The sequence below is a fragment of the Paenisporosarcina sp. P5_A11 genome (assembly GCF_056400705.1).
In genome coordinates this window covers 1-3,645 of the sequence record NZ_JBFUKT010000247.1, presented here as the reverse complement: position 1 = coordinate 3,645, position 3,645 = coordinate 1, and the positions used below count along the sequence as shown (strand labels likewise).

General features: G+C 39.1%; 4 protein-coding genes. 3 read left to right on the top strand and 1 reads right to left on the bottom strand.

Going from position 1 to position 3,645, the window contains the following annotated elements; genetic code table 11:
* The 3 genes from AC1DOS_RS18725 to AC1DOS_RS18715 all read left to right on the top strand — a co-directional run.
* Nucleotides 1-197: DnaD domain-containing protein (locus tag AC1DOS_RS18725; protein WP_477538722.1), on the top strand; the 197-nt coding region annotated here is incomplete at its 5' end.
* Between the two features lie 12 nt (nucleotides 198-209).
* Nucleotides 210-878, top strand: coding sequence for an endonuclease III (gene nth / locus AC1DOS_RS18720; protein ID WP_477538721.1), 669 nt, complete (start codon nucleotides 210-212; stop codon nucleotides 876-878).
* Complete coding sequence (locus AC1DOS_RS18715) at nucleotides 865-1,215, top strand: YpoC family protein (RefSeq protein WP_477538720.1); 351 nt, start codon at nucleotides 865-867, stop codon at nucleotides 1,213-1,215. Before nth ends, AC1DOS_RS18715 begins: the two co-directional genes overlap by 14 nt.
* A gap of 113 nt (nucleotides 1,216-1,328) precedes the next feature.
* Here AC1DOS_RS18715 and AC1DOS_RS18710 read toward each other — a convergent pair.
* Nucleotides 1,329-3,645: transglycosylase domain-containing protein (locus AC1DOS_RS18710; protein WP_477538719.1), on the bottom strand; the 2,317-nt coding region annotated here is incomplete at its 5' end.

The window sequence follows — 3,645 nt, the reverse complement described above, 5'->3', positions numbered from 1 at the left end:
AAGCAGTACTAGCTCAGAAGATGAGTTTGCGCTATATCGATCGAATATTGTTTGAATGGAAAAAGAAAAATGTTAAAACAATGAAAGATGTTGAAAAACAAGCAAGTCAATTCAGAACAGTTCCAGAGCGAACATCGACACCCCCTCAGAAAACGAATAAAGTGCCATTTTATAATTGGTTAGAAGAGCGAGAGTAGGGAAGTGAGTTTATGTTAACAAAAGGGCAATGGGAGTATTGCTTATCAGAAATGGATAGGATGTTTCCTGATGCTCATTGTGAACTTGTGCACAGCAATCCATTTGAGCTGACGATTGCAACATTACTTTCTGCACAATGTACTGATGTCCTCGTTAATAAAGTGACACCAGGACTATTTGCCAAATATCAAACACCTCAAGATTACTTGAATGTTCCGATTGAAGAGCTCCAAAATGACATAAGATCAATCGGATTATTTCGCAACAAAGCTAAAAATATTCAAGCTTTAAGCCGAATGGTTATCGAACAATTTAACGGAGAAATCCCCGCTAACCGAGATTTGCTAACCACACTTCCGGGAGTAGGCAGGAAGACGGCTAATGTCGTTGTATCTGTAGCATTTGATATCCCTGCTTTAGCAGTTGATACACATGTAGAACGTGTGTCAAAACGCTTAGGACTTTGCCGTTGGAAAGATTCCGTTTTACAAGTAGAAGAGACAATTATGAAAAAGACACCAAGGGACAAGTGGTCTCGAACCCATCATCAACTAATCTTCTTTGGTCGGTATCACTGCAAAGCACAAAATCCACAATGTCCAGTTTGTCCTCTTTTACCGTTGTGTCGTGAAGGTAAGAAACGTGTTAATAAAGGGTTGGTCTTAATTGATCCGATTTGATAGAGACTCACAACAAGAGAACGTAAATGTCATTTTACAACAATGGTCATCTGTAAAAGAACGTCTTCAACATGGTTTTGAAATAAAGAACAAAGAAGTTCATTCTTACATGCTTGAGGCCATTTCACTTTATAATAAATTACTTGTAGAAGCTTCAGGAACAGACGATTTTGATGCGAACGACTTGAACAAATATGAAGTTCTCCCCCTAAACGGAGTAGAACGCTATGAATTTATCGTTATGCATCCGAGTCATTATGCAGCTTATCGGCAACTTAATGAGTTATTTGAAGAAACGAAAAAGAAAATCGCACGTCTTCGAATTCAAAATAAATAGAAAAGAAGCAGACCCTTAAAAGGAATCTGCTTCTTTTTTCGTTATGGAGGTGAATGATTCTTTTGTTTAGTCTTTATTCTTGCCACGGGTTACTTTATCGGTCAAGCCTTCAATTATTGTAGACTTGGTGACTCACCAGTACCTTCTGCTGGTGGTTCCGGTGCTACGCCACCCTCTTCAGGAGGCGTTGGCTCTTCAACAGGAGGTTCTACAGGTACTTCGGGTTCTATAGGTTCCTCAACTGGTGGAGTTGTTCCTTCACCGTTGCCATTCCCGTTGCCGTTGCCGTTGCCGTTGCCATTCCCGTTGCCATTCCCATTGCCTTCTCCTTCATCTACAGGAGGAGTAACCGGTTCTTCTACAACTATACCTTCGATTTCAAGAGTAGTGCTTGCAGGAGAACTGACAACATCATCTGCAATGGCTACTACGGTAAATGTATACGTACTACCAGGTGTTATCCCAGTTACAATTAACCCTTTTTGGTCAGTTTTTTGAAGGACAGTAGGACTACCACCATCTATAGAGAATGATACTTCATATGCAACTTTCAGTTCTTCTCCGCCACGTTTAGGTGCTTTGTGCTTCCAAGTTAGAGTGGCAGTTTGATCGCCTTCACTATACTCAGCTTTGAGTTTTGTTGGAGCGTCTACTTCAGTTTTTTCATATGCTTCTGACACTTTCTTAGGCTCAGTGCCACGAACAAATAATTCAGTATGTTTCAAATTGCTTGGTGTATATTCACTAGCCAATCGAAGAGGGGAGGTACCAACTTCAACAGTTGCTTCTACTACAGAATTTGGACGTTTGAAAAGAGGTGTCTCTTTGCCTTGAGAAACTTTGGTCATGACATTTTTAAAGATGCGTTGAGCAAATGTTCGTTCTTCTTGGTTATCTGCATTTATCGCACTATCCCTATCTTTATACCCAGTCCATACTGCGACAGAATAATTTGTTGTGTACCCAGCAAACCAAATATCAGGCACGGATCCATCATTTAAATTCCATTTTTCATATTCATCTGCACTATAATTTGTTGTTCCTGTTTTACCGGCAACATCTAATCCAGGAATAATTGCAGCTTTACCGCTAGCTCCACGTCGATCACTGACAACGTCTCTTAACATATCTGTCACCATGAATGCAGTTGAATCTTTCATAGCAGGAGTAGTTTTTGGTTTATAGGTTTTTTTCGTTTTACCATCACGGAACACGATTTCTCGGATGGTATAAGGTTGAGAATGCATACCATTGTTACCAAAAGCAGCATAAGACGCTGCTAAATCGATTGTGTTTATTCCAGTTGTGGCACCTATTGCAGCAGATTCATTTCCTAAGAACTTGCCTTCGATTCCTAATTTATTCGCAAATGCTGTACGATCGTCTTGTTCAACTGCTTTAAAAGTTTTCACAGCTGGAACATTTCGTGAACGATATAATGCTTCACGTATCGACATAGCACCTAAATAGTCGTTATCGAAGTTTCTAATTTCTTGATCTTCGCCTGTATATTTCATTTTTTCATCCACGATCGTATGACCAGTTGACCAATTTAGATATTCAATTGCAGGTCCATAATCAAGGATTGGTTTAACTGTAGAACCAATATGTCGATCAGTGCGATCTTGCGCAAAATTGGTAGGAAGGTCAGCACCATAATCTCTTCCTCCACCAATGGCAACAATTGCACCCGTTTTTGTATCTAATACCGTTAAACCGGCTTGCATATTTTCGGTTGGGAAGTTTTCACCTTGTAAGGTTTCTTCTACAGAAGTTTGGGCTTGAGGATCTAAAGTTGTGTAGATTTCAAGTCCATCTGCAATAGAATAACCCTTTGCTTCAAGCTCATTTTTCATTACATCGTAGAAGGCTGGATATTTAAGCGAATTTGAAACTTGTCGGTTTTTTTCAGCCACCAATCCATCAGTAACTGGAATTGCTTGTGCTGCTTCTTTTTCAGCTGTCGTGATTTTTCCGTGCTGTTCCATAAGTGAAAGTACAATGTTTCTTCTCTTCTCAGCAGCTTCTGGGTGCTTGAAAGGATTATAATTGTTAGGACTTTGTGGAATTCCAGCTAACGTAGCCATTTCTTGCAACTCTAAATCTTTTAAGTCTTTACCATAGAAATATGTTGCTGCTGTACCAAAACCATACGTGGTACCCGACATTAATACTTTGTTAAAATACATTTCGAAAATTTCTTCTTTTTCATATTTCTTTTCTAATTGATAAGACAAATAAGCTTCTTGTGCTTTTCGCTTCAATGTTTTTTCATTTTTAAGAAATGAATTTTTTATTACTTGTTGAGTTAATGTACTGGCACCTTGTGAACCAAATCCATTTGTAATGTTCGCAAGAATTGCGCCACCTAAACGATAAAAATCCATACCACCATGCTGGTAGAATCGAACGTCTTCAGTTGCTAAAATC